This is a genomic window from Serratia sp. BIGb0234 (genome assembly GCF_024809915.1).
Classification (GTDB): domain Bacteria; phylum Pseudomonadota; class Gammaproteobacteria; order Enterobacterales; family Enterobacteriaceae; genus Serratia; species Serratia liquefaciens.
Map to the genome: position 1 here is coordinate 776,509 of NZ_JANUEI010000002.1, position 26,635 is coordinate 803,143.

30 protein-coding genes are annotated in these 26,635 nt (G+C 49.4%); 10 read left to right on the forward strand and 20 right to left on the reverse strand.

The window, feature by feature from the left end; genetic code table 11:
• The first annotated feature begins 857 nt into the window (after window positions 1–857).
• Window positions 858–2,072 (forward strand): pyridoxal phosphate-dependent aminotransferase, encoded by a 1,215-nt coding sequence (locus M2407_RS10600; protein WP_020827851.1) that lies wholly within the window; start codon window positions 858–860, stop codon window positions 2,070–2,072.
• A 117-nt stretch (window positions 2,073–2,189) separates the two neighbouring features.
• Window positions 2,190–2,789, forward strand: a complete 600-nt coding sequence (yfbR, locus tag M2407_RS10605) for a 5'-deoxynucleotidase (RefSeq protein WP_020827852.1) — start codon at window positions 2,190–2,192, stop codon at window positions 2,787–2,789.
• Between the two features lie 26 nt (window positions 2,790–2,815).
• Here the strand turns inward: yfbR and M2407_RS10610 are convergent, their stop codons facing one another.
• From M2407_RS10610 to yfbV, 4 genes are all read right to left on the reverse strand, one after another.
• Window positions 2,816–4,648, reverse strand: coding sequence for an SLC13 family permease (locus M2407_RS10610; RefSeq protein ID WP_232807826.1), 1,833 nt, complete (start codon window positions 4,646–4,648; stop codon window positions 2,816–2,818).
• 97 nt (window positions 4,649–4,745) lie between these two features.
• Entirely contained in the window at window positions 4,746–5,402 is a 657-nt protein-coding gene (locus M2407_RS10615) for a sugar phosphatase (protein ID WP_046373051.1), read from the reverse strand.
• A gap of 16 nt (window positions 5,403–5,418) precedes the next feature.
• On the reverse strand, window positions 5,419–5,913 hold the full coding sequence (locus M2407_RS10620) for a YfbU family protein (RefSeq protein WP_020827855.1): 495 nt from the start codon (window positions 5,911–5,913) through the stop codon (window positions 5,419–5,421).
• 146 nt (window positions 5,914–6,059) lie between these two features.
• The gene (gene yfbV, locus M2407_RS10625) at window positions 6,060–6,515 is read right to left on the reverse strand and encodes a terminus macrodomain insulation protein YfbV (protein WP_020827856.1); all 456 of its coding nucleotides are present in this window, start codon (window positions 6,513–6,515) and stop codon (window positions 6,060–6,062) included.
• 354 nt (window positions 6,516–6,869) lie between these two features.
• Between yfbV and ackA the strand changes: the two genes are divergently transcribed.
• Together ackA and pta are read left to right on the forward strand one after the other, a co-directional pair.
• A complete protein-coding gene (ackA, locus tag M2407_RS10630) occupies window positions 6,870–8,072 on the forward strand; it encodes an acetate kinase (RefSeq protein ID WP_020827857.1) in 1,203 nt (400 codons plus the stop codon).
• A gap of 74 nt (window positions 8,073–8,146) precedes the next feature.
• A complete protein-coding gene (gene pta, locus M2407_RS10635) occupies window positions 8,147–10,309 on the forward strand; it encodes a phosphate acetyltransferase (RefSeq protein ID WP_041415539.1) in 2,163 nt (720 codons plus the stop codon).
• A gap of 66 nt (window positions 10,310–10,375) precedes the next feature.
• Here pta and yfcD read toward each other — a convergent pair whose 3' ends face one another.
• The 3 genes from yfcD to M2407_RS10650 form a co-directional block, all read right to left on the reverse strand.
• Entirely contained in the window at window positions 10,376–10,933 is a 558-nt protein-coding gene (gene yfcD / locus M2407_RS10640) for an NUDIX hydrolase YfcD (RefSeq protein ID WP_020827859.1), read from the reverse strand.
• 90 nt (window positions 10,934–11,023) lie between these two features.
• A complete protein-coding gene (yfcE, locus tag M2407_RS10645) occupies window positions 11,024–11,575 on the reverse strand; it encodes a phosphodiesterase (RefSeq protein WP_020827860.1) in 552 nt (183 codons plus the stop codon).
• A gap of 338 nt (window positions 11,576–11,913) precedes the next feature.
• On the reverse strand, window positions 11,914–12,147 hold the full coding sequence (locus tag M2407_RS10650; protein WP_259217970.1) for a DUF2188 domain-containing protein: 234 nt from the start codon (window positions 12,145–12,147) through the stop codon (window positions 11,914–11,916).
• 659 nt (window positions 12,148–12,806) lie between these two features.
• Between M2407_RS10650 and M2407_RS10655 the strand changes: the two genes are divergently transcribed.
• From M2407_RS10655 to M2407_RS10660, 3 genes are all read left to right on the forward strand, one after another.
• Window positions 12,807–13,397: a KAP family NTPase gene (locus M2407_RS10655; RefSeq protein WP_259217971.1), complete on the forward strand. Its 591-nt coding sequence runs from the start codon at window positions 12,807–12,809 to the stop codon at window positions 13,395–13,397.
• Complete coding sequence (locus M2407_RS26300) at window positions 13,388–13,639, forward strand: P-loop NTPase fold protein (protein WP_409049648.1); 252 nt, start codon at window positions 13,388–13,390, stop codon at window positions 13,637–13,639. Before M2407_RS10655 ends, M2407_RS26300 begins: the two co-directional genes overlap by 10 nt.
• 49 nt (window positions 13,640–13,688) lie before the next feature.
• Window positions 13,689–14,809, forward strand: a protein-coding gene (locus tag M2407_RS10660; RefSeq protein ID WP_259217972.1) for an IS3 family transposase whose coding sequence is annotated in 2 segments (ribosomal slippage) — window positions 13,689–13,938 and window positions 13,938–14,809 — 1,122 coding nt in all. Because the reading frame shifts where the segments join, the coding sequence is not laid out codon by codon here.
• A gap of 394 nt (window positions 14,810–15,203) precedes the next feature.
• Here M2407_RS10660 and M2407_RS10665 read toward each other — a convergent pair.
• The 9 genes from M2407_RS10665 to M2407_RS10705 all read right to left on the reverse strand — a co-directional run bounded on the left by M2407_RS10665 (window position 15,204) and on the right by M2407_RS10705 (window position 21,166).
• Entirely contained in the window at window positions 15,204–15,443 is a 240-nt protein-coding gene (locus M2407_RS10665; protein ID WP_259217974.1) for a hypothetical protein, read from the reverse strand.
• Window positions 15,444–15,455: 12 nt separating this feature from the next.
• Complete coding sequence (locus M2407_RS10670) at window positions 15,456–15,767, reverse strand: hypothetical protein (RefSeq protein ID WP_259217975.1); 312 nt, start codon at window positions 15,765–15,767, stop codon at window positions 15,456–15,458.
• 25 nt (window positions 15,768–15,792) lie between these two features.
• On the reverse strand, window positions 15,793–16,509 hold the full coding sequence (locus M2407_RS10675; RefSeq protein ID WP_259217978.1) for a hypothetical protein: 717 nt from the start codon (window positions 16,507–16,509) through the stop codon (window positions 15,793–15,795).
• 70 nt (window positions 16,510–16,579) lie between these two features.
• The gene (locus M2407_RS10680) at window positions 16,580–16,978 is read right to left on the reverse strand and encodes a hypothetical protein (RefSeq protein WP_259217980.1); all 399 of its coding nucleotides are present in this window, start codon (window positions 16,976–16,978) and stop codon (window positions 16,580–16,582) included.
• A gap of 630 nt (window positions 16,979–17,608) precedes the next feature.
• On the reverse strand, window positions 17,609–18,082 hold the full coding sequence (locus M2407_RS10685) for a hypothetical protein (RefSeq protein WP_259217982.1): 474 nt from the start codon (window positions 18,080–18,082) through the stop codon (window positions 17,609–17,611).
• 78 nt (window positions 18,083–18,160) lie between these two features.
• A complete protein-coding gene (locus M2407_RS10690) occupies window positions 18,161–18,766 on the reverse strand; it encodes a hypothetical protein (RefSeq protein ID WP_259217985.1) in 606 nt (201 codons plus the stop codon).
• A gap of 55 nt (window positions 18,767–18,821) precedes the next feature.
• Window positions 18,822–18,983: a hypothetical protein gene (locus tag M2407_RS10695; RefSeq protein WP_259217987.1), complete on the reverse strand. Its 162-nt coding sequence runs from the start codon at window positions 18,981–18,983 to the stop codon at window positions 18,822–18,824.
• 89 nt (window positions 18,984–19,072) lie between these two features.
• Complete coding sequence (locus tag M2407_RS10700) at window positions 19,073–19,354, reverse strand: hypothetical protein (protein WP_259217988.1); 282 nt, start codon at window positions 19,352–19,354, stop codon at window positions 19,073–19,075.
• Between the two features lie 273 nt (window positions 19,355–19,627).
• Window positions 19,628–21,166 (reverse strand): recombinase family protein, encoded by a 1,539-nt coding sequence (locus tag M2407_RS10705; protein WP_259217991.1) that lies wholly within the window; start codon window positions 21,164–21,166, stop codon window positions 19,628–19,630.
• A gap of 223 nt (window positions 21,167–21,389) precedes the next feature.
• Between M2407_RS10705 and yfcG the strand changes: the two genes are divergently transcribed.
• The 3 genes from yfcG to M2407_RS10720 all read left to right on the forward strand — a co-directional run bounded on the left by yfcG (window position 21,390) and on the right by M2407_RS10720 (window position 23,438).
• Complete coding sequence (yfcG, locus tag M2407_RS10710; RefSeq protein WP_020827861.1) at window positions 21,390–22,019, forward strand: GSH-dependent disulfide bond oxidoreductase; 630 nt, start codon at window positions 21,390–21,392, stop codon at window positions 22,017–22,019.
• 104 nt (window positions 22,020–22,123) lie between these two features.
• A complete protein-coding gene (folX, locus tag M2407_RS10715) occupies window positions 22,124–22,495 on the forward strand; it encodes a dihydroneopterin triphosphate 2'-epimerase (protein WP_012146035.1) in 372 nt (123 codons plus the stop codon).
• A 28-nt stretch (window positions 22,496–22,523) separates the two neighbouring features.
• Window positions 22,524–23,438: a TIGR01777 family oxidoreductase gene (locus M2407_RS10720; RefSeq protein ID WP_122079909.1), complete on the forward strand. Its 915-nt coding sequence runs from the start codon at window positions 22,524–22,526 to the stop codon at window positions 23,436–23,438.
• 41 nt (window positions 23,439–23,479) lie between these two features.
• On the opposite strand, the gene hisP is transcribed toward M2407_RS10720, so the two are convergent.
• The 4 genes from hisP to hisJ form a co-directional block, all read right to left on the reverse strand.
• Window positions 23,480–24,253, reverse strand: coding sequence for a histidine ABC transporter ATP-binding protein HisP (hisP, locus tag M2407_RS10725; RefSeq protein ID WP_020827863.1), 774 nt, complete (start codon window positions 24,251–24,253; stop codon window positions 23,480–23,482).
• An 18-nt stretch (window positions 24,254–24,271) separates the two neighbouring features.
• Window positions 24,272–24,976 carry an ABC transporter permease gene (locus M2407_RS10730; RefSeq protein WP_020827864.1) on the reverse strand — a complete coding sequence of 235 codons (705 nt, stop codon included), beginning with the start codon at window positions 24,974–24,976 and terminating at the stop codon, window positions 24,272–24,274.
• Window positions 24,973–25,659 (reverse strand): histidine ABC transporter permease HisQ, encoded by a 687-nt coding sequence (locus M2407_RS10735; protein ID WP_020827865.1) that lies wholly within the window; start codon window positions 25,657–25,659, stop codon window positions 24,973–24,975. Before M2407_RS10735 ends, M2407_RS10730 begins: the two co-directional genes overlap by 4 nt.
• A gap of 85 nt (window positions 25,660–25,744) precedes the next feature.
• Window positions 25,745–26,527 carry a histidine ABC transporter substrate-binding protein HisJ gene (gene hisJ / locus M2407_RS10740; RefSeq protein ID WP_020827866.1) on the reverse strand — a complete coding sequence of 261 codons (783 nt, stop codon included), beginning with the start codon at window positions 26,525–26,527 and terminating at the stop codon, window positions 25,745–25,747.
• Window positions 26,528–26,635 lie beyond the last annotated feature (108 nt).

Consider the following 26,635-nt stretch of genomic DNA (forward strand, 5'->3'; position numbering starts at 1 on the left):
GTGTTTTCTTCACTTTTTGAATTCTAATTTACAAACTACCCTGGTGTGTTTCTAAGACATCGTTAAAGGACGATGCCAGACATGACAGTACCCCACTCATAAGTGGAGGGCAAAAAAATTACTTTTATTTCGTTACCTCTATCGCCTTTTAAAATGTGATCTATCGTGAATGCTTATAGAAATGCCGTACTTTATAAGTGGTGAAAGTGTTTCATTTTTACCGGGTTAAATATTTTACTCATTCAACGCGTGAGATTTCCACACCAATCGTGCTGCATAACTCCCGCGTCCAGACTGGCCTCAGCGCCGTTTTCTGCACAGAAAAATCCGTAGTTCGCAGCGTAACGTCTGGTTCATTTTTTCATGACTTTAATAAATTCAATCAGTAACATTTATTGCGTGAATAAATCAGAAATAACTACTTAAACAGCGCTTAAGATAGAAACTGAAATACGGCTAATGTAATTCATCCTTGTCTTTCAGTTTGGATCGCCGATTGACATCCCGCTATCAGACTACTCTGGCATTATCATTTCTTTACATTTTAACTTCTTTAATCTTTGGCCGGATAACCCGTTTGTCGGGTCCCGTTCCGTTACGGGGATGATACCGGGTAATTATGACTGCACACCACCACAAAGACAGAATTAAATACCAATTTCAAAATAAAACGCAGCACTAAAACCCACCAAAACACTTTAACATTGCTTATCTCACCTGGGTTCCTGCGTTACCCCCTTCGTTTGCACCAAAGGCGTGCATGGCCCTTCAAAAGCGCCCGCGCCAGGAGTACATTGGGCAGGTTGCGGCATTCCACGGTAGGAACGCCCCCATCCCAGCAAAAGGCTCAACTTTTTATGTCCCCCATTGAGAAATCCAGCAAACTGGACAACGTCTGCTATGACATTCGTGGCCCGGTGCTCAAAGAAGCTAAACGTCTTGAAGAAGAAGGCAATAAAGTCCTGAAACTGAACATCGGCAACCCAGCCCCATTCGGTTTCGATGCCCCTGATGAAATCCTGGTCGACGTGATCCGCAATTTGCCCACGGCGCAAGGCTATTCTGATTCCAAAGGGCTCTTCTCGGCGCGCAAAGCGATCATGCAGCACTACCAGGCCCGCAACATACGCGACGTGACCGTTGAGGATATCTACATTGGCAACGGGGTTTCCGAGCTGATCGTGCAATCCATGCAGGCGTTGCTCAATAGCGGCGACGAAATGCTGGTGCCGGCGCCGGATTACCCACTGTGGACCGCGGCAGTTTCGCTGTCCGGCGGTAAAGCCGTGCATTATCTGTGCGATGAGCAAGCCGGCTGGTTCCCGGATCTGGATGACATCATCAGCAAGATCACTCCACGCACCCGCGGCATCGTGATCATCAACCCGAACAACCCAACCGGTGCGGTGTACAGCAAGGCCTTGCTGGAGCAGATCGTCGAGATCGCCCGTCAGCACAACCTGATCATCTTCTCCGATGAGATTTACGACAAAATTCTGTATGACGAAGCCGAACACCATTCGATCGCCGCGCTGGCACCGGACCTGCTGACCGTCACCTTTAACGGATTGTCCAAAACTTACCGTGTGGCGGGTTTCCGTCAGGGTTGGATGGTGCTGAACGGGCCGAAAAAACACGCCAAAGGCTATATCGAAGGCCTGGAAATGCTGGCGTCGATGCGTCTGTGCGCTAACGTACCGATGCAGCACGCTATTCAAACCGCACTGGGCGGTTACCAAAGCATCAGCGAATTTATTCAACCCGGCGGCCGTCTGTATGAACAGCGTAATCGCACCTGGGAACTGTTGAACGAAATCCCAGGGGTTTCCTGCGTGAAACCTCAGGGCGCGCTGTATATGTTCCCACGCATCGATGCCAAACGTTTTAATATTCACGACGATCAGAAATTGGTGCTGGATCTGCTGCTGCAGGAAAAAGTGCTGCTGGTGCAGGGCAGCGCCTTCAACTGGCCGTACCCGGATCATGTGCGCATCGTTACGCTGCCGCGTGTAGATGAACTGGAAATGGCGGTCGGCAAACTGGGCCGCTTCCTGGAAGGCTATCGTCAATAGTCATGATGGGCGCAGCCTGCTGCGCCCTTCTCCCCCATCACCGCACTGCCTGAGTTGCATAACCCGCCATCACTGCTCACAATGGAACCCTCACTTGCCGTTGTATAAGAGAGCACCATGAGCCAGAGCCACTTTTTTGCCCATCTGTCACGTTTGAAACTGATTAACCGCTGGCCGCTGATGCGCAATGTACGTACCGAGAACGTTTCCGAGCACAGCCTGCAGGTGGCATTTGTCGCCCATGCGCTGGCGGTGATCAAGAACCGGAAGTTCAATGGCAACCTGAGCGCCGAGCGTGTCGCCCTGCTGGCGATGTACCACGATGCCAGTGAAGTGATCACCGGCGATATGCCGACGCCGATCAAATACTACAATCCGCAGATCGCCCACGAGTACAAGAAGATCGAAAAGATCGCCCAGCAGAAACTGCTGGATATGATCCCGGCCGAATTGCGCAACGATTTCCGCTCGATTCTCGACGAGCACTATTACACCGAGGACGAAAAGTTGGTGGTGAAGCAGGCCGATGCGCTGTGCGCCTACCTGAAGTGTCTGGAGGAGCTGTCTGCCGGCAATAACGAATTCAAGCTGGCGAAGGCGCGATTGGACAAGACCTTGCAGCAGCGCAGCAGCCCGGAAATGGACTATTTCATGAACGTGTTTATTCCCAGCTTCAGCCTGTCGCTGGACGAAATCAGCCTCGACTCCTCCCTGTAAATCTTATGGCGCAGCCCGCTGCGCCGTTAAAATGCATACAGCCAGGGCACGATAATCACGCTAACCAGCATCACCAGCAGCGTGAACGGCACGCCCATACGCACAAAATCACCGAACTTATAATTCCCTGGCCCCAACACCAACGTGTTCACCGGGGAAGAAACCGGCGTCATAAAGGCCGCCGAAGCGGCAATGGCGATAATCATGGCAAACGGGTACGGTGACACCCCCATTTCGCGGGCGGCGGCAATGGCGATCGGCGCCATCAACACCGCGGTTGCCGTATTGGAGATAAACAACCCAATCGTGGCGCACAGAACAAACAGGCACACCAGCATCACCCTTGGCCCGGCACCGCCGGCAACGTCCATTAACCCGCGCACGATCAAATCCACCCCGCCAGTCTTCTGCAATGCCTGAGCAAAGGGCATCATGCCGACAATCAAAATAATGCTCGGCCAGTGGATCGATTTGTAGGCACTTTCCATGTCGATACAGCGGAACTTACCCATCAGCAGGCAGGCAATCAATGCGGCGATCGGATTGGGGATCTCGTCGGTCAGCATCATCGCCACCATCAACGCCAGACAGAATAATGCGTGCGGCGCCTGGGTGATGGCCGGCGCAACCTCGTCGACCTCGGCAGGCAGATTGAGCACGATAAAATCGTGGGTTTTGGCCTGCAGTTGGCGAATCGCCTTCCAGTCGCCAATCACCAACAGAATGTCGCCCAGCGCCAGGGGCTCATCCACCAGCTTGCCCGCCAGGGTTTCGCCATTGCGGCGGATCCCCACCACGTTCAGATCGTAACGGCTGCGAAAGGCGGATTCGCGCAGGCTTTTGCCCAATAGCGTCGAGTCAGGAATCAACGACACTTCCGCCATACCGACGTTGCGCGACTGCTCGGAAAAATAGTCGCCGCGCAGAACCATAGGTTCCAGTTGCTGCTCACTGCAGAATTCCCGTAAATCGACCTGGCTGTCCGACATGTCGAGCAGCAGCACATCGCCTTCGCGCAGCTCGGTGCTGCCGGATGCGCTGACCATTACCCGCCGAAAGCGCTTCCAGCGTTCAATGCCCACCACATTGGCGCCGTAGCGAGCACGCAGGTGCAGCTCGTCCAGCGAATGTCCCACCAGCGGCGAACCGCTGCGCAGCGCCAGCCGACGCGCCCGGCCGGTCAGCTTGTAGTCACGGATCAGATCGCGGAAGGTGCGTCGCTGCCAGGTTTCGCGCGTCTTATCGCCGTCTTCATTACCCAGCCAACGGCGAGCCACCAGCATATAGCCCACGCCCAACACCAGCACCGCCAGGCCTACCGGCGTCACGCCGAAGAAGCCAAAACCGCTGATGCCTTCGCGCACCAGCTCGCTGTTTACCACCATGTTCGGCGGGGTCGCCACCAGGGTCATCATGCCGCTGATCAGGCCGGCAAAGCTCAGCGGCATCATCAACCTTCCCGGGGCAATTTTCATTCGCGCCGCCACGCTGAGCACTACCGGGATAAAAATTGCCACCACGCCGGTCGAGCTCATGAATGCCCCCAGGCCGGCGACGGTGACCATCAACAACATCAGCATTTTGGTTTCGCTACTGCCGGCGACCTTCACCAGCCAGTCTCCCACCTGATAAGCCACCCCGGTACGCACCAGCCCTTCACCAATCACGAACAGCGCAGCAATCAGGATCACGTTGGGATCGCTGAACCCGACCGTGGCCTCCGGCAGGGTCAGGGTACCGCTCAGCACAAAGGCGATGATCACCAGCAACGCCACTACGTCCATACGCAGTTTATTGGTGGTAAACAACACAATGGCAATCAACAGTAAACTCAGCACCCACAGTAATTCGCTGTTCAAAACGGCCTCACCCGGCAGAGATATCCAAGGGCTTAAAAATTAGCATAAAAAAACCCCGCGGGTGCGGGGTCTAATCAATTTGGGTGAAGATAACGCGTTACGCCACCAGGTTAATCGCGGCGCCCTGCTCCGTTTTGCTCACGGCGATCTGCTCAAGCGATGACAGCAGCAGATCGACCTGATCCAACTTTGGCGCATCGGCTGGTGCATTGACGGCAATCACCTGGCAGCCTGCGGCCAACCCGGAAAGAATGCCGGCAGCGGCGTCTTCCACCACCACACAATCTTGCGGTGCCAACCCCAGGCGCTCAGCCCCCAGCAGGTACGCATCCGGCTGCGGCTTGCCCTTTTTCACCTGCTCGGCAGTAATGAAAACCTCCGGCTGTGGTAGGCCACCGGCGTTCCGCCGAGCGGTAGCTACCGGGATCGAGCCGGAAGTGACGATCGCCCAGGGAATGTCGAGTTGATTCAAGCGCGCCAACAAGGCAGCGGCGCCGGGCAGTGCGGTAACGCCCTCGGTGTCCTGCGCTTCCACCTGTTCCAGCAGCAGAAACTCCTGCTGGATCGCCGCCTCGCTTTCACCCGGCATAAAATGACGCAACGAGGTAATGGCCTGTTTACCGTGAATAAAATCCAGCACGTCCTGCGGATCAACGCCGCGGCGTTTGGCCCAGTTAACCCAGGCGCGCTCTACCGCAGGCAATGAATCCACCAACGTCCCATCAAGATCGAACAGAAAACCCTTACACTCCACAGGAAACCTCTTTTAATCAGGCATTGATAATTTGCGCTATCTCAACGGCGCTCAAGTGATACTGGCGTGGGCATGACAGCCAGATAGCCAGCATACGCTGGTACTTTTCCCACATTTTGGTTTGGGCGTTGAAGCCGTGGCTGCCGGAATCGAAATGAGTATAGCGCCCCTCGGTGTTAACCAGGAAACGCACGTAGCTCAGATGGCGCGCCTCGGTCGCGGCGTCAAAGCCGAGAAACGCCAGGCGGCGGGCTTCAATACCTTGTTTGTCTTTCAGATTGTCCCAGGAAACCTGCAGCGCGTGGTGCATTTCCATCACGTTGATAATGGTGCGGCACACGTCTTCGCTCATTTCGCCGAAGTCGCGATCCAGCTCGCGCATCTGCAGGCCAAAACCGCGTTCGATAATGGTCTGCAAGCGACGGTAACGTTCGGCGTTATCCGGGTCCAGCAGGGTCATCATCTTGTATTGGTTCGACAGGATCAGGCGTTGGGCGTGGGTCATTTCCATTATAATTTCCTCGATAAATTACTCATGGCGAAAGCATCGCACAGCGCAATATCACAGGAAATCACAACTCGCCGGTTCTTTGATTTGAACGGGGGTTATTGGCCAGAACGCTAAAATGGCCGCCATCAATACGGCCATTTTTAGTGTTAAAGGTCATCCAGGAAGGTTTTATCCAACTGCTTGAAGGCGCGCTTCAGCAGGTCTGCCAGCGACTGGTAGGTTGGCGTGCCTTCTACCGGCGCGACGGCCTGACCGGCTTCCGTCAGCTTGTTGCGTACCTCATGGAACCACTGCAGCAGCGTGGGCGGCAACGGGGTAACCGAACGACGGCCCAACCACCACAGACCCTGCATCGGCATGCTGCAGGCAAACAGTGCGGTGGCGATCGCCGGGCCCAGTTGGCCCCCCAGGGCAATCTGCCAGGTCAGGGTAAACACCGCCAGCGGCGGCATAAAGCGGACGGCAAAGCGGGTGGCACTCGCAACGCGATTCTCCGGAAAGACCGGAGCCAGACGTTTGTCTGACGGCCAGGTTTTCATGTAATGCTGCCCGCGCTGGAAGACCTGAAACCAGCTTACGGAACCGGACGGTTTGCTCGTCATCGCGTACCTCAACGTCACAAAGAAAAATAAGGGCACGGCCAACACATACTAAAAAATTTGAAGCTTTAAATTTATTTTGTGTTTGCCTCGGGCTATCGGTATCCTAGGCCGGCCTTTTGGCCGGTAGAAGATGACAATAATTCTGTCAACTTTTAGCCCTATAAAAATCAAGATTATTTAAACCGCAGAGAAATCATCGGTTTTTTCATCGTCATGTGGTTTATGCAATTCACATGATGTTAATCATAAATGTCAACGGCATTATGCGCTACGCTTGTTGTCTGATTGACGATTAATTCACCACGTGTTTTGGTATTTCCTTTAACAACACGAACTATTTAAGTAGGTACTTCCATGTCGAGTAAGCTAGTACTGGTCCTGAACTGCGGCAGTTCTTCCCTGAAGTTCGCTATCATCGATGCTGTCAACGGTGAAGAACACCTCTCCGGCCTGGCCGAATGTTTCCACCTGCCTGAGGCTCGCCTCAAGTGGAAGATGGACGGCGCCAAACACGAAGCGGCTCTGGGTGCCGGCGCTGCGCATAGCGAAGCACTGAACTACATTGTTAATACTATTCTGGCACAAAAACCGGAGCTTTCTGCACAGCTGACCGCTATCGGTCACCGCATTGTGCACGGCGGCGAGAAGTTCACTTCTTCTGCCGTAATCAATGACGAAGTCTTGCAGGGTATCAAAGATTCGGTGCCATTTGCACCACTGCATAACCCAGCGCACCTGATCGGTATCGCTGAGGCATTGAAATCCTTCCCTAAACTGGCGGATAAAAACGTTGCCGTGTTCGACACCGCGTTCCACCAGACCATGCCGGAAGAATCCTACCTGTACGCCCTGCCGTACAGCCTGTACCGTGACCACAGCGTTCGTCGCTATGGCGCACACGGCACCAGCCACTTCTACGTAACTCAAGAAGCTGCGAAAGTGCTGAACAAGCCGGTTGAAGAAGTTAACCTGATCACCTGCCACCTGGGCAACGGCGGTTCCGTAACCGCAGTGCGCAACGGCAAATGCGTTGACACTTCTATGGGTCTGACCCCGCTGGAAGGCCTGGTCATGGGCACCCGCAGCGGTGACATCGATCCGGCGATCATCTTCCACCTGCACGACTCTCTGGGCATGAGCGTTGATCAAATCAACAAAATGCTGACCAAAGAATCTGGCCTGCTGGGCCTGACCGAAGTCACCAGCGACTGCCGTTACGTTGAAGACAACTACGCAACCAAAGCCGATGCAAAACGCGCTATGGACGTATTCTGCCACCGTCTGGCCAAGTATATCGGCGCTTACAGCGCACTGATGGACGGCCGTCTGGACGCGGTGATCTTCACCGGCGGCATCGGCGAAAACGCCGGTATGGTGCGTGAGCTGACCCTAGACAAACTGGGCCTGCTGGGCTTCGAGATTGACCACGAACGCAACATGGCCGCTCGCTTCGGTAAATCCGGCGCCATCACCAAAGACGGCAGCCGCCTGGCGCTGGTTATCCCGACCAACGAAGAGTTGGTCATCGCGCAAGACGCATCCCGTCTGACCGCGTAACGCTCTCCGACACCGTCAGCCCAGGCTGACGGTGCTGTTTTAGCCTCATGTTAATTCGTGAAGAGGACTATTCTGTGTCACGTACAATTATGTTGATCCCCACCGGCACCAGCGTCGGCCTGACCAGCGTCAGCCTGGGTGTCATCCGCTCCATGGAGCAAAAAGGCGTTAGCCTGAGCGTGTTCAAACCTATCGCTCAACCACGCACCGGCGGCGACTCGCTCGACCAGACCACCACCATCATCCGCAGCAGCAACTCCACCATCACGGCGGCCGAACCGCTGCGCATGAGCTACGTTGAAGGCCTGCTGAGCTCCAACCAGCAAGACGTGCTGATGGAAGAGATCGTGGCGCGCTATCACGAGAACACCAAAGACGCGGAAGTGGTGCTGATCGAAGGCCTGGTGCCGACCCGTAAACACCAGTTCGCCAACGCGCTCAACTATGAAATCGCCAAGACCCTGAATGCGGAAATCGTTTTTGTACTGGCACTGGGCAATGATTCCCCGGCTCAGTTGAAAGAGCGCATCGAGCTGGCTCGCAGCAGCTTCGGCGGCAGCAAGAACAAAAACATCACCGGCGTGATCATCAACAAGCTGAACGCCCCGGTTGACGAGCAGGGCCGCACCCGTCCTGACCTGTCCGAGATCTTCGACGACTCCACCAAGGCCAGCGTAACCAACGTTGACCCGGCGCAACTGTTCGCCAACAGCCCGCTGCCAGTGCTGGGCTGCGTGCCGTGGAGCTTCGACCTGATCGCGACCCGCGCTATCGACATGGCCCGTCACCTGAAGGCCACCGTGGTCAATGAAGGCGACATCATGACCCGTCGCGTGAAGTCTGTAACCTTCTGTGCGCGCAGCATTCCGCACATGCTGGAACACTTCCGTCCGGGTTCACTGCTGGTCACCTCGGCAGACCGTCCTGACGTGCTGGTTTCTGCCTGTCTGGCCGCGATGAACGGCGTGGAAATCGGCGCAGTGCTGCTGACCGGCGGCTACGCTATCGACGAGCCAATCAGAAAGCTGTGTGAACGTGCGTTCCAAACCGGCCTGCCGGTCTTTATGGTCGAAACCAACACCTGGCAGACCTCGCTGAGCCTGCAAAGCTTCAACCTCGAAGTGCCGGCGGATGACCACCAGCGCATCGAGAAAGTGCAGAACTACGTGGCTAGCCACATCAACGCCGAATGGATCGAGTCACTGACTGCGACCTCCGAGCGTTCGCGTCGCCTGTCTCCACCGGCGTTCCGCTATGAGCTGACCGAGCTGGCACGTAAAGCCGGCAAACGCATCGTGCTGCCGGAAGGCGACGAGCCGCGTACCGTGAAAGCGGCGGCTATCTGCGCCGAACGTGGTATCGCTGAGTGCGTGCTGTTGGGTAACCCGGAAGAGATCCAGCGCGTTGCCGCTGCGCAGGGCGTTGAGCTCGGCAAAGGCATCGAGATTGTTGATCCGGTCGCCGTGCGCGAGCAGTACGTTCCACGTCTGGTTGAGCTGCGTAAGAGCAAGGGCATGACCGAAGTGGTTGCGCGCGAGCAACTGGAAGATAACGTGGTTCTCGGCACCCTGATGCTGGAGAAAGGCGAAGTCGACGGCCTGGTTTCAGGCGCGGTTCACACCACCGCCAACACCATCCGTCCACCGTTGCAGTTGATCAAAACGGCACCGGGCAGCTCGCTGGTGTCCTCCGTGTTCTTCATGCTGCTGCCTGACCAGGTTCTGGTATACGGCGACTGTGCGATCAACCCGGACCCAACCGCAGAACAGCTGTCTGAAATCGCGATCCAGTCGGCAGATTCCGCTGCGGCCTTCGGTATCGAACCACGCGTTGCCATGATCTCCTACTCCACCGGTAACTCCGGCGCGGGTAGCGACGTTGAGAAAGTGCGTGAAGCGACCCGTCTGGCGCAGGAAAAACGTCCTGACCTGATCATCGACGGCCCACTGCAGTACGACGCCGCCATCATGGCCGACGTCGCCAAGTCCAAAGCGCCAAACTCTCCGGTTGCAGGCCAGGCTACCGTGTTCATCTTCCCAGACCTGAACACCGGTAACACCACCTACAAAGCGGTACAGCGTTCTGCTGACCTGGTGTCCATCGGGCCAATGCTGCAAGGCATGCGCAAGCCGGTGAACGACCTGTCACGTGGCGCACTGGTAGACGACATCGTTTATACCGTCGCCCTGACCGCCATTCAGTCTTCCCAGGCTGATGCAGCAGCAGTCAAAGCCTGATAATCCCCGGATTATCAGATAAAAAAAACCGGTCAATTGACCGGTTTTTTTATTTGCGCGAACGCATCAGGCATTTTCATCGCTATCGCGCAACGGCTTGCCATAGGCCTGTTCGTTGTTGCGCGTCAGCCATAGCGACAGCGCTTTTAACGAGTCCGGCGTGAATTCGTCGCAGCGGGCGGTGATTTCTTCCGGCGTCAGCCAGCTAACCTCAACCACTTCTTCTTCCTGCAGTGCAAATGGGCCATGCGAGACACAGCTGAACAGCGCACCCCACACCCGGCACTGCTCTTCTTCAAAGTAGAACAGCCCGTGCTCGGCAAAAGGCACGCCGGCAATGCCCAGTTCCTCTTCCGCCTCGCGGCGAGCGGAGTCAAGCACGTTCTCCCCGCTTTGCACTACGCCACCGGCAGTGGCGTCCAGCCAACCCGGATAGAAATCTTTAATGTCGGTGCGACGCTGCACCAGAATTTTTCCCATTCCATCATGCACCACAATATAGGTAGCACGATGACGCAGCCGTTGAGCACGCATCTGTTGGCGACTGGATTGAGCAATCACTTCATTTTGCTCGTTGACGATATCAACCCACTCGGTATCTGCAGCCTGACCCTGTTCCGCCATCCTCTAAAACCTTCTATTTTGGCGCGATGCATCCCGCGCACTGGTTAATCAATGAGTGTTTTTCAAAGATTTTTATTGTGTGTGTATAAATTAGTGCGTTAATGCCACCTCTGCAACAGCCTTGCCGCCGTCCAAAGTGACCACACTTAAAATGCCGTCCTCCAGTATGCCATAGCTGGCGGGAAAGCCCCCTTTCGGAATGCTGACCGATCCTGGATTAAAGCAGTAAATTTCGCCCTGCCGTTCCGCCTGCGGTAAATGGCTGTGTCCGTAGACCAGCACATCACCGGCAGATAACGGCGGCAGTGCGGAGGGATGATAAAGGTGTCCGTGGGTTAAAAACAATCGTCTTTTTTGCAATAGCACCTGCTGCCAAGACGCGGTGATGGGAAATGACAATAACATCTGATCAACTTCACTGTCACAGTTGCCGCGAACGGCGATGATCTTGTCGCTATAGCGATTCAATTGTTCAGCAACCTGCGCCGGTTGATAGCCCGCTGGCAACGCATTTCGCGGCCCGTGATTCAGCAAATCACCCAGCAGGATCAGCCAGTCGGCACCGCTTTGCTCAAAACGTTCCAGCACGCTTTCGGTGGCGGGTAGCGAACCGTGTATATCGGAGGCGAATATCAGCTTCATAACCTTTCCTTTGGCAGGGAAATAACGGCTATTTTATCGCAGTGGCCAGCGACGGCAAGGCTGCCGAGGAAGCGATTCCTGAAGACCCGGAATTGTGATGCATGTTGTAGAGATAGCATCAGACGAATCTCACATAGCCTGCTATTCTTAGCTGCTATTGTGGGTAACCCTATAGAAAGATCTCTGATATACCTTTGTGCGCGGCGAAGACCGCAACAACGTGTAATGACTTACAGATCACCTTACCGCAGGAGGCAACATGATTGACCTGTCAATTGCAACCTTTTCCTCCCAAGTGTGGACTCCATAAAAAGGAGCCTGAAGGCCCCTTTGTCGAATTACTTAGTATCTTTTGGTGGGTTTGGATCGTGCCCATGCGAGTCAGAATTGGAAATTTTCCCATCCCGATTATGGATCACTAACTCACTTTCTTGATTACGGGCAATTGCCCTTCCCGCATCAATTGCTTCTTGTTTCGTGCCAGTAACAACAGTAGCACGACTGTTACCTTCACCTTTTACCTGCCATCCATCCGGATGGGTAGTTACATGTTGATCTTTACCTTTTGCCATGTGTAAGTCCTCTTGATGGGATATCAACTTCAGATTACACATCTTGAAACAAAATGTACAATTTGCAATCAGATGGATTGTCACCCACCTATCCACCCCCTAAGATGTCTATGGTTACTCACCTACTGGGAATGATGAAAATGACAGATGAACAATTTGAAGAAAGCTACCCGAGGGACAGGTTCGAGTACGTCAAAACCAAAATGAGAGTTAAGGGAACAATGGGACAAACTGAAATCGAGTCCTTTGACATCATCGACCGTGCTACAGGTCAGGTAGTGCGACAAGCAACCAGAACTGAACATACGAACCTACGCGGCTTAGATACTACTGTGAATTGGGATTGGTAAGTTCAATGAAAAATTGGCTCTAATTTGCCTTCCGTTGATTTTGGTAGGATGTGCTCAAGTTCAGTACAACGACGGTAAAACCGTAAGTATCCAGTCCGATGGCTGGTATGGACTCGATAGTCTACAGAAAACGGCCAACGCAGCTTGCCAACATTACGGCAAGGGCAAGGCTACATATACACACTCTGCGAACATGAACCCTCACCTCCCGGCTGGTAGTGGCGTACAAAACACTATTTGGAAGTGTGAATAAAAAGATTAGCCCTAGACCATTACTATATATTTGGTTACTTACTGGGAGAAATATGAATGAGATTAACCACTCGTGAATTAGATTACAGCCAAGGCTTTACCAATGAAAATGACATATTCAACAGACGACGTTTTGCTACACAGTTAGAAAATATAATTATTAACTCACAAGATGAGAGTTTAGTATTTGCAATTGATGATGGATGGGGTAGCGGAAAAACCACATTCCTTCGATTATGGGAAAATAGCCTTAACAAAAAAGAATCAAGCACTTTAAAAGCAATTTATTTTGATGCTTTCGAGAATGATTATCAACAAGACGCATTCTTAGCTATCGCATCAAAAATATATAGCCTAATTGAAAAGAAAGAGCCTGAACTACAGAAACGCTTTATTGATGGGGCAAAAGCTGTTGGTAAAAGCCTACTAGGTATATCAGCTAAAGTAGGCATAAGTATTGCCACGGCAGGTCTTGTTAATGGTACTGTCATTGAGGATGCAGGAGATAGTATTTCAAATGGAATATCTGACCCTATAGATAAATTAATTGAGGATAAGATAAAAAACGCTGAAAAAGACGAATTAAGCCTAGCACATTTTAAAGAAACATTACAAAAAGTAGCCGAAAACAAAAAGTGGTGTTTATAATAGATGAATTAGATAGAGCAAGGCCGGATTTTTCACTTGAAATTTTAGAAAAAATAAAACATGTCTTTTCAACTAATAACTTTGTATTCATACTATCAATGAATAGAGAGCAATTTCAAAAAGTGATAGTGAAAAGATATGGTGATATCGATGCCAGACTATATTTAAGTAAATTTATACATCATTGGTTTACATTACCTAAAGAGCCTAACTCCCCAGTTGACCTGCTCCCCGTTGATTAATACACCGCGATGTTAGTAATGTCTTCATAAGCCACATGAGGACACCCCCATGAAGAAGCGTTTTTCCGACGAACAGATCATCAGTATTCTCCGCGAGGCTGAAGCCGGGGTTTCTGCCCGTGAGCTCTGCCGCAAGCACGCCATTTCCGACGCCACCTTTTATACCTGGCGCAAGAAGTATGGCGGCATGGAAGTACCCGAGGTTAAGCGCCTGAAGTTGCTTGAGGAAGAGAACGCCAGACTCAAGAAGCTGCTTGCCGAAGCCATGCTGGATAAGGAGGCACTTCAGGTGGCACTGAGGCGAAAGTACTGACGACAGACCAGAAGCGGGAAGCCGTTGAGTTTATGTGTGATGCGATCGGTCTGTCGCAACGTCGTGCCTGCAAGCTTACAGGTTTGTCCCTGTCGACCTGCCGCTATGAGGCTCAGCGTCCGGCGGCTGATGCGCATTTATCAGGGCGCATCACTGAGCTGGCACTGGAGCGCAGGCGTTTTGGCTACCGCCGCATCTGGCAGTTACTGCGCCGTGAAGGCCTTCATGTTAATCATAAGCGCGTGTACCGCCTTTATCATCTGAGCGGGCTGGGCGTAAAACGCAGGCGACGTCGTAAAGGGCTGGCAACAGAACGTCTGCCTCTGCTCCGCCCAGCGGCGCCCAACCTGACCTGGTCGATGGATTTTGTCATGGACGCACTGGCCACCGGTCGCAGGATCAAGTGCCTGACCTGTGTGGACGACTTCACGAAGGAGTGTCTGACAATTACCATCGCATTCGGCATTTCAGGCGTTCAGGTCACGCGAATTCTGGACAGCATTGCACTGTTCCGGGGCTATCCGGCGACGATAAGAACTGACCAGGGGCCGGAGTTCACTTGCCGCGCACTGGATCAATGGGCTTTTGAGCATGGTGTTGAGTTGCGCTTAATCCAGCCGGGCAAGCCAACGCAGAACGGATTTATTGAGAGCTTTAACGGACGATTTCGCGATGAATGTCTGAATGAGCACTGGTTCAGCGATATCGTTCATGCAAGGAAAATCATTAATAACTGGCGGCAGGATTATAACGAGTGTCGTCCACATTCAGCACTGAATTATCAGACGCCATCAGAGTTTGCAGCACGGTGGCGGAATGGAAAATGTGAAGATAAACAAACCGACATTACTAACTAACGGTTGTATCTAATACTGGGGGCAGGTCAGCACTTCTATTAAAATTTAGATTGAAATCATGTAGAAGATGGAAAGTGAAAAGCTCAACAGAAGTACAATTACTTTTCTCCACACTTAGAGATTTTTGCAATGTTTCAAAGCAAATTTTAGCTATGGGAGAAAAACCCGAACTTAAGGATAAATTACTATTTTGCAAAAAAGAAATAGAAAGACTGTCCACAAATTTATTCAATCAAGATATTGAGAAGTCTTTCACGTTTAACACTTCTTCAATCGAAAAATAGTCAGTACTGAGCCGCTACATTTTGGCGGCTTTAATTTCACCATCATAGGGCTTGTCCCGATCATTTTACTATTAATACTATATATAATACCCAGTGATCGGGACAACTGTTTAAATCAATCCGCTTTTAATATCACTTTTAATGACTTCAGCCATTTCCAGATAGGCATTTAGATTAGAACTACTAACTATGCTTTTGGCTATTGCACTATCAACAACATATACCATAGAAATTTTCTTTGTTAAATTAGCAACTACAAAAGTATAGTTCCCATTATCCAAAATAACAGTAATTACATAAACATTGCCATTTACATTATACTGACCAAACTGTGTTCCAACTACATTCATAACTTACCCCTTTCATTTAGTCTTCTCACATCTCAAATCAAAACTATCTAACCCATCTGGACTAGAGTACAAATGCCCGTAGTAATAACCATCATTTTCAGGATGATTAACTACATTGATTTCTGAGTAGTATTTACGTTTTTCATCAGTTGCATACTTGAAAATTTCATAAGAAGCAGGTACTTGTTCAATACTCAAACGGGTATAGTATGATTCATCCGTTCGCCACGTACCACCACGTATATCAGTACAGACGAAGTTAGGTATAGTTGTTGCGTGAAGTACTGGAGAGATCATCACCAGTGCAAAAAGTATTCTTCTCATTCTCACTCTCTGACAAAAACGAACATTAATCAACTTTTATATCGTTCGTGGTTATTTGTATATTACATTTTGCTTTCAAAACGTCTCGAACAAAATAATGTTCCGGTACTGGAGTTAACATACCATCTGGAATATCAGCTATATATGTTGCCATAATCCCATTGCTTTTACACTGTTTCATTATGTACTTGTCATTGTATTGAGCTATGATTACACGTCCATCCTTATCCTGATATAACCCATTAGGAGCGAAACCATAGTAATAATTCCCTAACGCGAAACAAATAACCCAAGAATAAAATACAGCTTTAAATATAGCTCGTCTTTGTATCGCTTCATCATCAGAATTGTTAAACAACCTCATTGAATCAGCAATAGAAAAGAGTGAAAAGAAAATAAAAAGATAAGAAGCAATAAATGTAAGGGTTTTATATACGTCGTTGTTTTTCTGATACATATTAATTGCGAGTGCGATCATACCAAAAAATGCAATAGTAGTATTTCTAATAGCACTATAATCTGACTTCATCGCAGCTTTTATCATAATGAAAGCAGCCAATAAGGCCATTAATGACTTTATCAGTACTGAAAACAAACTGGATGAATCTACACTGATGTAACTGAATGGATAGCCATAAAAAAAGGCCTCTCCCATCCTAAAGAAGAAATAGCATGAGTACGCAAAAATGGTAATTTTAGTAATATCTGCTATGTTTTTTATTCCATTCCAATTTAATGCCATAGCTAAGTCATCCCTCTGCTATTAATCTTTCTACTAGTTTTTTGGAGTTCTTAATTCGGTACTCTTTCCCTTAAGTATCTAACACAGTGATATCTTCAAGTTGATAGACGTCACCTTCATCTCCATTGAGAATAGTGCTACGCCTTTCCACATCGAGTACCACCCTCTCTTTTTCCTTCAGATGAATTCCTTCCTCGATATAGTCACGACAGGTATAGCCTTGCTCATAATGGCATTGCACACCTTCTATTGCGGCAATTCGTCTACCTATATTTGTAACTTTAACCTCAATTTTATAGACCTTTTTGTAGAACGGCTCTGCTACTGTACGTGCGGTGATCAATAGTTTCGATCTGTCTCGCAGAGCAGTTCTTGCCGAGAAGAACAATGCGGTACATGCAATTATGAATGATAACGCACTAAAACTAATAGTAAGCAAATCTTTATACTCGCTTGCGAACTCGATCATATATTGTCCTTTGAATTTGAACATTGCAGTACTTTATCATTGTCTCATGCAAGTGCCAGTGCTACATGTCGAAATCACTATCATGAGGGGGTTATAATTGATCGGGCAAAAACTCCGCTTTAGTACTGCCTGTCGGCCATTGGACGTCCCGACTCACAAGCGGGGCGACGACTTGTCTTTCTACTTTCTGGCTTTTCAGTAGTTATCTTGGGTAGTTTTATCTAAGGGCTTTAACAGCCCGATCCCAAAACAAACGAAGTGCGTTAGCTACTAACAAGGTAGTTATTTTGAGGTAGTTAGTACTTTCATGTCGGCGAAGCAAGACTCAAAAACTCCGCGTTCTTTTCGACTGAAAGGAGAAAAAACGCAAGTTTAATCCCTATTTAATTTTTCTTAGTTAAAGCGAGTTTACGAGCTTTGACTACGACAAGTTTACTTGGCGATTCTTTATTATAAAAATTCGAATAGAGAAAATATTAATATAAGGTCGCAAGATGCGAATCAACACTACATGTAGAGAATAAACAGTTGATATATATACTATATTTTGTGCCATCATGCGAAGCAACTACACCATCTTGCGAAGTAAACACCCATTCTGCGAAGTAGGTGGTCGCAACATCAATTAAATCACTTCGCATCATCAATCATTCTCTGTAGTTCTTCAATCATTTCTTGTGCGGATGCACCATTATTGTACATTTTATCGATTTGATACTTCTGTACTGTTGTTGGGTAGTAATGACCATCCTTTGAAATCTTGAATAACTTAATGCCTTTAGTATTGGCATCAACCATCGCTTCCGATATCTGCTTAGTGATAGTTAGAAACTTGCGTACTGTGCTCTCAGTAGGTACTGAATCACCACTATTTTTCCCATAATAGTACTGTAGCCAGTGCTTAACAGTGTCTCTGCTAATTTCAGTGCAATTAAATAGAACAAAGTATACTTTTTCTTTTGGGTATCCTTTCTTGCCTGCACATTTACTAATAACATCAATAACGATTGCTTTGCCCTCGGTAGTCAGATCCGAATATTTACTATTATTCCCTGCAATTCTAATTAATTTTGAATTGTCTATTTTTTGTTGTTTCCCGGCCATTATACACCATAAATAGTTTAGTTAGTTTTTTATTTCCCCAAGAATAAGCCCCACGTCCGGGGCTTTATTTTATTGCGTTTACATATTGTTGTCGTAATCAGATTGGATACTATCTCTTACTTCAATGAGACGGTCGATAATACGACTATCTAAACGTGGTTCAGTACTGAATTGCGAGATCACATTATCAATCTCTTCAATCTTCCACTCTTGCCACTGCCTGTGGGCTTGATTGGGACATTTGAAAGTTTTATTTACGTGAAGTCCACCAACCCAACATTTCGCACAATAACTACCATTGTTATGAGACACGCCCATTGGCAAACTGTTACTTTTCTTACGACCATCACACATCAGACAATTGATCTTATTCGGAATCCAAACGCAATTACTTGGAGAGTACTCTTTCCCACCAGTAAGCCAATCTTTGTCAATGCACCAGTCTTCAATGTGAGTGTCTAGCCACCAGCGTGCGAAGTTAGAATAAGTAAGCCATTCAGTGCAAACAGTGGCTTTCCCATTCTTCTGTGCCGCTAAACGACTGTTCCACGCCTTATAGCAATCTTTTCGAAACTCAGGTGTAGTTAGTCCGATTTCAATTTGTTTTTGTTTCTTGCGTGCTAGATCGTTAGTACCAATACCGTAGACTAGTTTATTATTTTCCTGTTCCACTTCAAATTCCATTTATATTTGCATCTCAACGTCCGTGTGATGCCCCTTTACTACTTATCGCATTGCTTTACTTGTTCTTGTCACCTCCTAAAATAATATGTTTATTGACTATGTGTTGTATCGCCGCTGCTTTTGTTTTAACAATGCCAGTACTGATAAGCCTATCAAGTTCTTCAACTTGGAATACTGTTAATCGTACTGTTACTTGTTCTACTTTGATTATCTTCATTGAATTCATTTTCCTTTTTTTAGTTGCGAAAAGTTACCGCAATGTCACTTGCGGTAACTTTGTCTTTGGAGATTCTGTTTTATTATTTATCAGATAAAGTAGAAAGTACTACCATATGCAATTCCAATATTTTCATCTCGAATCACAAATGCTATTGTACTTCCATCATCTATATTTATTAATTTCACGTCATAAAGCGTGAACAATACAGGCCAGAATACGCTATTGAATTGATCAATATTTTCGGTTAATTCTAAATTGTTGTCTTGAAGAAATCGTAGCATCTCATTTACCAGAACATCTAGTACTGGTAGATCGGGGAATAGTACTTTTACTAGCCCACAAGCCGTTATAATATTAAGCTTGTACATTTAGTACTCCCAATGCCCATATGAAGGCAATTCCCCAAATTATACTTATTGGATTAGCGAGTATTAAAATAATTACTACGAAAATAGTAGATAGTACGATGAAGTCTTTTATAAATTGTTTCATTAGATGTCCCTGTGTAGTTTCACTGTACTTATTTAGTGAAGAATCACCGGAACACGTTTATATTATAGCATAATAAAACGAGTCATTTCATTTTTTAGAGAAAAAATCCCGACCACCATATTATAGCCGAAATCAATTTTTTTTCTGAATTATTTTAGAACCGCGTCCATATTCTGTTGCAAATATATAACATCAACAATCCACTGTTTTTCTGGAAAACTACCGATGTAATTAGCCAACAAAAAGTAATCAGTTACACTTACATTATCGATACCTTCAAAAGTACAAACACCTTCGCTCTCTCTCTCGACAACACTAAAACAACCACTATTATAATTAATAATGTCACCACGTTTTGTAATACTGATGTTAGATACTAACGCACCGTTTTTTTTATTTACTATCAGTACATGTTTTAACACATCCGTGAAATATTCAATATCAATAATGATATAACCATCATACTTATTAAAAACAATCGACTTAATGTTTTTTTTCAGTTGTATGTTGCACTTCTGACGTAACTCTATATTATTCTGATTGATTATATCATCAACATTAAAATAAAAATTTACTTCATGTTCAGACGATATCATAGAAGATATTTCACCTTCTAATTTTTCAATCTGCTCTTCTGTATTAATCAATGCTCGTAACACAGCCGTAGGTGGTCTTTCAGTTGACTTTACTATTTCTTCTATTTCTAATTTATAGCTTAGTAATTCAACTAATTCTAACTTTAATTCTTCAGAACGCCCATTACTACGTTCACTATCAAGATAAACGTTCTTCCAATCAATGTTTTTTATGTGCTGAAAAATAGCTAGTTCTGCATATGCATAAACGAAACCTGATAAATCACACTCTTTTGTACCACGTTTTTTCCAACACCAATAATACAACTTATTATGCCCATTGACGCTAACACACATGGCAGCACCACATTTACCACAACGGGCTATTGAGTTAAATATAGATCTCTGTGCTCCATTAATTTTTTGTTTATTAAGAAAAACCTTGGAATTTTTTATTTCTTTTGCCCTTTTAAAAACCTCTTCATCCACTAACGCTGGATAAACCTTCATCCCGCTTTTCCAACCAATCAATCTCTCATCAGAGTACATTTTCGTCAAAGCGGCAGTACTCCACGATAGATCTTCTATCTTCATATCATTATTATTAAGGTGCTTTACTATATAAGCAGTGCCATAGCCTTCTGTATATAACTTGAAAATCGTAGTGACGGCATCGGAAAACCTCTTATCAACAATGTACTCTCCATTAACAATTTTCAACCACTTTGGGGGGCGTGCAGGTAATGGTTTTCCTGTAGCAAGTACTGTTTCTCTGCGGGCTTTCCATACCTTTTTTGCAATAGATGATTTTCGTTCACTTTCTCCCCATGCTCTTTCGATCGAGTGGGCCAATTTAGACAGTGTATTGGGAATCTTTTGACTGTAAACAACACCAGTTTCAACTTCATGGATATCAATTCCGCCAAGAATCAAATCATTGAATTCTCGGATAGCTTCATGCTCTGGTAGGCGACTGAATCTATCCACATTCTCAATGATCAATGCCGCCTCTTTAATCTCCCGGCTCAATACCTTCAGCTTGAACTCACCCAACGCCCCTTTGGTAAAGTTGAAACCATGATATGCCGACTTTCCTAGATCTGGATCAAGCATCTCATGATCGTCTAAGCTGAGCTGATATCCTAATTTTGGATCAGGATTATAACCATTGATGTACTCTATAACGGCAGCTTCTTGCCTTGTGATCCCAGTACCACCTTGTTGTTTTGTTTGATGTTTAGAACTAACACGGCAATTAAGAAAGCTCTCATGGTTCCCTCGACGCTAAATGTTCATGCTTCATTTTATCATGATGTTTTACAAGGAGTATTATAATATGATTGACCTGTATTACGCGCCTACTCCCAATGGTCACAAAATTACCCTGTTTCTGGAGGAGGTTGGCTTACCCTACCGTATCCATCGCGTAAATATCAGCGCCGGCGACCAGTTCAAGCCGGATTTTCTGAGCATTTCACCCAACAACAAAATTCCGGCCATCGTCGACCAGCAGCCGGTTGATGGCGGTGCGCCGATCAGCCTGTTCGAATCCGGCGAAATCCTGCTGTATCTGGCGGAGAAAACCGGCAAATTGCTGAGCAAAGGCCTGCGCGAGCGTGCCGCTACGCTACAGTGGCTGTTCTGGCAAGTCGCGGGCTTTGGGCCGATGCTCGGGCAAAACCATCACTTTAACCATTACGCGCCGCAGCCGGTGCCCTACGCCATCGAACGCTACCATCTGGAAACCAAGCGTCTGTATGCCGTGTTGGAAGCCGAGCTGCAAAAGCACCCGTACCTGGGCGGCGACAACTACAGCATCGCTGATATTGCGACTTACCCCTGGGTGGTGTCTCACCCACGCCAGCGCATCGATCTGGCGGATTACCCGGCGGTACGCAACTGGTTTGAACGCATCAGCAACCGTCCCGCTACCGCACGCGCCTACAAGCTGGCCGAACAGGGCTAAATTTCCCGCTCCCCGACCCGCGGGGAGTTTCCTTTAGCTCGTTATCTTTTCCTTACTTTCCGTGTATTCTGAGCGGCAATAATCAGACCTGTGGAGATCTTCTGATGTCATTCAGTCAACCCGACGCCATTATTCGTATAAAAAACCTGCGGTTGCGTACTTTCATCGGTATCAAGGAAGAAGAAATTAACAATCGTCAGGACATCCTGATTAACGTAGTGATCCACTACCCGGCGGATAAAGCGCGCGACAGTGAAAATATCGACGACGCGCTCAATTACCGCACCATCACCAAAGCCATCATCCGCCATGTGGAAGATAACCGCTTCGCCCTGCTGGAAAAATTAACTCAGGATGTGCTCGATATCGTGAAACAACATGCCTGGGTAACCTATGCTGAAGTAGAGATAGATAAACTACTGGCCCTGCGCTACGCCGACTCAGTTTCGATGACTATGAGCTATCGCCGGGCCTGAAAACCACCTGTTTCAGGGAGAATCGACCATGCGGATCCTGATCACCGGCGCCACAGGATTGATAGGGAGCAGCCTGACACGGCGGCTGTTGGGCCTTTCTCACCAAGTCACGGTGCTGAGCCGTAACGTGCCCCGCGCTCGTGAGCGCTTCGGTGAACAGGTCAGCTACTGGTCAACGTTGCAGGATCAGCCTTCGCTCGATGGCTTTGACGCCGTGATCAACCTGGCCGGCGAGCCGATCGCCGACAAGCGCTGGAGTAAGGCGCAGAAAGAACGCCTGTGCCACAGCCGTTGGGATCTGACCGAGCAGTTGGTGAAACTGATTAACGCCGGCAGCAACCCGCCCAGCGTGCTGATTTCCGGTTCCGCGACCGGTTATTACGGCGATCAGGGCCAGGCGGTGGTCACCGAAGACGAAGCGCCGCATGACGAGTTCACCCATCAACTGTGTCAACGTTGGGAATCGTTGGCGTTGCAGGCGCAAAGCGATGCCACCCGCGTCTGCCTGCTGCGTACCGGCGTGGTGCTGGCGGCAAAAGGCGGCGCGCTGGCGAAGATGTTGCCGCCGTTCCGCTTCGGTCTGGGCGGGCCCATCGGCAGTGGCCGTCAATACCTGCCGTGGATCCACCTGGACGACATGGTCAATGGCATTATCTATTTGCTGGATCACCAGACCCTGCAAGGCCCTTTCAATATGGTTGCCCCCTACCCGGTCCACAACGAGCAGTTTGCCGCTCAGTTGGCCAACGTGCTCGATCGGCCGGCATTTTTGCGCGTACCGGCATTCGCCATGCATTTATTGATGGGGGAAGCGGCAGTGTTGGTCTTGGGTGGGCAACGTGCGGTGCCGAAACGGCTGGAAGAGGCAGGCTTCAGCTTCCGCTTTCTGGAGCTGGAGCAGGCGCTGGATGATGTGATCAATCAGCGGGACCCAGTCCGCTGAGGAAGTTATCGGGGCCAGAAAAATCCGGCCCCGACAATCGATTATTTTAATGCGCCGGAAAGAAACTGCTGCAAACGCGGGCTTTTCGGATTGCCAAACAGTTCGGCCGGTGGCCCCTGCTCTTCAATCAGCCCTTTGTGCAGGAAAATCACGTGGCTGGACACGTGGCGAGCAAACTCCATCTCGTGCGTCACCACCACCATGGTTTTCCCCTCTTCCGCCAACTTTTGCATGATGCGCAGCACTTCCCCTACCAGTTCCGGATCCAGCGCCGACGTCGGTTCATCAAACAGCAAAACTTCCGGCTCCATCGCCAATGCCCGGGCGATCGACACGCGCTGCTGCTGCCCGCCGGACAGGTGCACCGGGTATTTGCCGCGGGCACGTTCATCGATGCCGACCTTATCCAGATAGCGTATCGCGCGCTCACGCGCCTCGGTCTTGCTCAACCCCAGCACCTGCACCGGTGCTTCCATCACGTTCTCCAGCACCGTCATGTGGCTCCACAGGTTGAAGTGCTGAAACACCATGGTCAGGCGGGTACGCAGCAGCTGCAGCTGTTTCTTATCGAACACCTTAAGCTGCCCGTCCTTGTCGCGCACCATGCGGATATCTTCATTGTTCAGGCTAATGGATCCTTCACTCGGCTTTTCCAGGAAGTTAATGCAGCGTAAAAAGGTGCTTTTACCGGACCCGGAAGAACCGATGATGCTAATCACATCCCCTGCGTTAGCCGCCAGCGATACGCCTTTCAACACTTCGTGCTCGCCATAGCGCTTATGCAGTTCGGTGACGGCTAATTTATTCTCAGACATAGTGTGTTCCCGTCATTATCAGTGATTAACGTGTGCCATCCAGCGCTTTTCCGCCTTGCGGAACAGGCTGATTAACCCGTAGGAGATGATCAGATACAGTACCGCCGCAATGCCGAAGGCATAAAACGGTTGATAGGTCGCCGCATTGATGTCTCGCGCTATCTTCAGCAGATCCGGCACGGTGGCGGTAAACGCCAGCGCGGTAGAGTGCAGCATCAGGATCACTTCATTACTGTAGGCAGGCAACGCGGTGCGCAGCGCGGAAGGTAAAATGATGCAGCGATACATTTTAAAGCGTGAGAAACCATAGGCATTGGCTGCCTCGATTTCACCGTGCGGTACCGCGCGAATAGCCCCGGCGAAAATCTCGGTGGTATAGGCGCAGGTGTTCAGCGTCAGCGCCAAAATGGTGCAGTTGAGCCCGCTGCGGAAGAAGGCGTTGAGGAAGTCCGTACCACGCACGATTTCCAGGCTGTACATGCCGGAGTAGAACACCAGCAATTGCACATACAACGGCGTGCCGCGGAAAATGTAGGTATACAGCCATACCGGGAAGCGCACCCAGCTGATGGAGGAAACGCGCGCCACCGCCATCGGGATCGCCAGCAAACCGCCCATCACCACCGAGGAGATCAGCAACCACAGCGTGACCGCCACGCCGGTAAAGCGATAACCGTCGCTCCACAACAACGACTGCCAATACTGTTGCAAAATTTCGATCATAGCTCAGCCCTCCGGACGCCGAGGGAATAACGCCGTTCAAGCCACAACAGCACGCCATTGGACACGGTGGTGAAGACCAGATAAACCACCCCGGCCACGATCGCGAAGAAGAACGGCTGATAGGTGCCTTTACCGGCCAACTGGGTGGCCTTCACCACGTCGTTCAGGCCCAGAATCGACACCAGCGCCGTCGCCTTCAGGATCACCTGCCAGTTATTGCCGATGCCCGGCAGGGCAAAACGCATCATGGCAGGGAACAGAATACGGCGGAATATTTGCGAACCGGAAAAACCGTAGGCGGTGGCCGCTTCTATCTGCCCTTTCGGCACCGCCAAAAAGGCCCCACGGAAAGTCTCAGTGAAATAGGCACCGTAGATAAACCCGAGGGTGATGATCCCCGCGCTGAGCGGATCAATATCGATTTGCGAAAAACCAAGCAGTTCGGTGATGTTGTTAAGTGCAATTTGCAGGCCGTAGAAAATCAGCAGCATCAGTACCAGATCGGGTACGCCACGGATCAGCGTGGTATAAGCGCCAAACAGCGTGGAAAGCAGGCGGTTATGGGAAAGCTTGCCACCGGCGCCGATCAAACCAATCACCACCGCCAGCAGTACGGAACTGAGGGCCAGCTCCAGCGTCACCAGAGCGCCCTCAAATATCAATTGGGAGTAGCCTTGCAGCATTTACTTCACCCTGTCGTCATAGGATCCCGAACCATCGGGGCCGGCAGATCGGCCCCGTAGTCACAACATGGAAGGGTATGCGGCATTAACCGCCGTAGACGTCAAAGTCGAAGTATTTCTTCGCAAACTTGTCGTAGGTGCCGTCTTTGCGCATTTCGGCAAAGGCCTTATCCAGCGCCGCCTTGAGCTCGGTATCGGTCTTGCGCAGGCCCATGCCGGTGCCTACGCCAAAGAATTTGTCATCCTTCACCGATTCACCGGCGAAAGCGTAATCCTTGCCTGGAGGCTGTTTCAGGAAGCCATCACTCCCTGCGACTTCATCCTGGAAGGCGGCATCGATACGGCCGGATGCTAGGTCGGCGTAGACCAAATCCTGGTTCTGATAAGGCACAACGGTGATGCCCTTCGGCTGCCACATGGCGTTGGCATAGGCTTCCTGGGTGGTGCCCTGCAGCACACCGACGCTCTTGCCTTTCAGCGCATCCACGGTAGGCAACAGTTTCGATCCTTTCGGCGCGATCAGGCGGGCGTTCGCGGCATACAGCTTGTCGGTAAAGGCAATTTCCTGCTGGCGTTTTTCGGTGATCGACAAAGAAGAGATGATGGCGTCAATTTTCTTCGCCTTCAGAGAAGGGATCAGCGCGTCAAAATCGCTTTCCACAAAGGTACATTGGGTATTTATGCGTTTGCACAGCTCTTTGGCCAGATCGATATCAAAGCCGACCAGCTCACCTTTGGCATTTTTGGACTCAAAGGGTGCATAGGTCGGATCGGTACCTATCTTCAAGGTCGATGGTACGGCGGCAAATGCGCTGCTTGCCGCGCTTAAAGCCAAGACTAAAGGAAGAACCTTAACCAGCTTTTTCATAAATTACCCTCAAATTGATTTTTTCGATGCCACTGCGGGCATTATTTTTCCACCAAATCAATTTGCAGTAATCGTGCCACATTGGTTGCTGTCGGCGGAGGGAACGGC

Coding starts and splice junctions, on each gene's coding strand:
- M2407_RS10620 (WP_020827855.1), bottom strand. CDS start 5,913: ATGGAAATGACCCACGCCCAACGCCTGATCCTGTCGAACCAATACAAG.
- yfcE (WP_020827860.1), bottom strand. CDS start 11,575: ATGAAGCTGATATTCGCCTCCGATATACACGGTTCGCTACCCGCCACC.
- yfbR (WP_020827852.1), top strand. CDS start 2,190: ATGAGCCAGAGCCACTTTTTTGCCCATCTGTCACGTTTGAAACTGATT.
- M2407_RS10720 (WP_122079909.1), top strand. CDS start 22,524: ATGCGGATCCTGATCACCGGCGCCACAGGATTGATAGGGAGCAGCCTG.
- M2407_RS10700 (WP_259217988.1), bottom strand. CDS start 19,354: ATGTACAAGCTTAATATTATAACGGCTTGTGGGCTAGTAAAAGTACTA.
- M2407_RS10695 (WP_259217987.1), bottom strand. CDS start 18,983: ATGAAGATAATCAAAGTAGAACAAGTAACAGTACGATTAACAGTATTC.
- M2407_RS10670 (WP_259217975.1), bottom strand. CDS start 15,767: ATGAGAAGAATACTTTTTGCACTGGTGATGATCTCTCCAGTACTTCAC.
- M2407_RS10600 (WP_020827851.1), top strand. CDS start 858: ATGTCCCCCATTGAGAAATCCAGCAAACTGGACAACGTCTGCTATGAC.
- yfcD (WP_020827859.1), bottom strand. CDS start 10,933: ATGGCGGAACAGGGTCAGGCTGCAGATACCGAGTGGGTTGATATCGTC.
- M2407_RS10650 (WP_259217970.1), bottom strand. CDS start 12,147: ATGGCAAAAGGTAAAGATCAACATGTAACTACCCATCCGGATGGATGG.
- hisP (WP_020827863.1), bottom strand. CDS start 24,253: ATGTCTGAGAATAAATTAGCCGTCACCGAACTGCATAAGCGCTATGGC.
- hisJ (WP_020827866.1), bottom strand. CDS start 26,527: ATGAAAAAGCTGGTTAAGGTTCTTCCTTTAGTCTTGGCTTTAAGCGCG.
- M2407_RS10690 (WP_259217985.1), bottom strand. CDS start 18,766: ATGGAATTTGAAGTGGAACAGGAAAATAATAAACTAGTCTACGGTATT.
- M2407_RS10680 (WP_259217980.1), bottom strand. CDS start 16,978: ATGATCGAGTTCGCAAGCGAGTATAAAGATTTGCTTACTATTAGTTTT.
- M2407_RS10675 (WP_259217978.1), bottom strand. CDS start 16,509: ATGGCATTAAATTGGAATGGAATAAAAAACATAGCAGATATTACTAAA.
- M2407_RS10665 (WP_259217974.1), bottom strand. CDS start 15,443: ATGAATGTAGTTGGAACACAGTTTGGTCAGTATAATGTAAATGGCAAT.
- M2407_RS10730 (WP_020827864.1), bottom strand. CDS start 24,976: ATGATCGAAATTTTGCAACAGTATTGGCAGTCGTTGTTGTGGAGCGAC.
- yfcG (WP_020827861.1), top strand. CDS start 21,390: ATGATTGACCTGTATTACGCGCCTACTCCCAATGGTCACAAAATTACC.
- M2407_RS10735 (WP_020827865.1), bottom strand. CDS start 25,659: ATGCTGCAAGGCTACTCCCAATTGATATTTGAGGGCGCTCTGGTGACG.
- M2407_RS10655 (WP_259217971.1), top strand. CDS start 12,807: ATGAGATTAACCACTCGTGAATTAGATTACAGCCAAGGCTTTACCAAT.
- yfbV (WP_020827856.1), bottom strand. CDS start 6,515: ATGACGAGCAAACCGTCCGGTTCCGTAAGCTGGTTTCAGGTCTTCCAG.
- M2407_RS10705 (WP_259217991.1), bottom strand. CDS start 21,166: ATGCTTGATCCAGATCTAGGAAAGTCGGCATATCATGGTTTCAACTTT.
- ackA (WP_020827857.1), top strand. CDS start 6,870: ATGTCGAGTAAGCTAGTACTGGTCCTGAACTGCGGCAGTTCTTCCCTG.
- folX (WP_012146035.1), top strand. CDS start 22,124: ATGTCATTCAGTCAACCCGACGCCATTATTCGTATAAAAAACCTGCGG.
- M2407_RS10685 (WP_259217982.1), bottom strand. CDS start 18,082: ATGGCCGGGAAACAACAAAAAATAGACAATTCAAAATTAATTAGAATT.